The 973-nt window shown below is 43.7% G+C and carries 1 protein-coding gene; it reads right to left on the minus strand.

Going from position 1 to position 973, the window contains the following annotated elements:
• Positions 1-117 precede the first annotated feature (117 nt).
• A complete protein-coding gene (locus ELS82_RS25345) occupies positions 118-939 on the minus strand; it encodes an NAD-dependent epimerase/dehydratase family protein (RefSeq protein WP_134837806.1) in 822 nt (273 codons plus the stop codon).
• Positions 940-973 lie beyond the last annotated feature (34 nt).

Consider the following 973-nt stretch of genomic DNA (forward strand, 5'->3'; position numbering starts at 1 on the left):
TAACGCCCTGCTAAGGGGTGAGCAACGCAATACCGAAGCCGCCGCATACCACCTTAATCACTAAATTCAACGCATAGTGAAAATGCCACGCGTTGCGAATCCCTCTTAAGCAGTTTGTTATGTGTAATTTTCTATGTACTTCCTTAATGACTCAGTCGATTCAAACAAGGGACTAATTGGAAGGTTAAGATTTAGCTTTTCAATTTCGACTGCCGAAGAGCCATGGTATTTCTCAAAGTCACTCCAACTGCACTCGTGAACCCGCTTTACGACTCGAGAGTCGAGTAGCAATTGAGAAAATGCTTCGGGGCTATACCCCTTAGTCTCAGCAATAAAGTGTTGTGTAGCCGGACGTTTACCTTGAACCAGTGCCAAATAAAATCGCGCGATATCATTAACATGGATATATTGGTTGTAACCTTGAGATGGTATCGCTACTTGGAGAGTTTGGTCAGATAAGGAGTCTACAATCCGCTTTAGCTGACAGTTTTCACCACCATAAACCAAACTAGGACAGTAAACGACATGCCAATTCTTTTTGATAGCACAACCTATTGTAACTGTGTCCGGTTTCACCGCCTCTAGAGGCTTAAGCCTAAATTCTTTCAGGTCATTGTGAGAAGCATTGCCAAATAACCAAACGCCCGATGTGTGGACTTTTGTTGCTCCGTCAGCCGCTAGTCTATCCAGCTGCGTGAGCAGCTTGGACTCTATATCAGCTATTTCCTCCGGTGAAAATTCTGACCAATGTGGGCGAGCACAATTTATAACGATATCAAAGTAACCAGAGAAATCTGATAGCACATTGGTAAGCTTCCGAGCAAGAGGTAAGACACCGCTAGACCTGCTGTAAGTTGAAACTTCAAAGCCACTCTCGATAAACATCTTAGTCACGTGGCTACCAATATACCCATTGGATCCTGATATAAGTACTTTCATTCTTTCCCTGAACTCTCGATTACACATAACGCCC

Source organism: Vibrio ouci (assembly GCF_004551525.1).
Lineage (GTDB): Bacteria > Pseudomonadota > Gammaproteobacteria > Enterobacterales > Vibrionaceae > Vibrio > Vibrio ouci.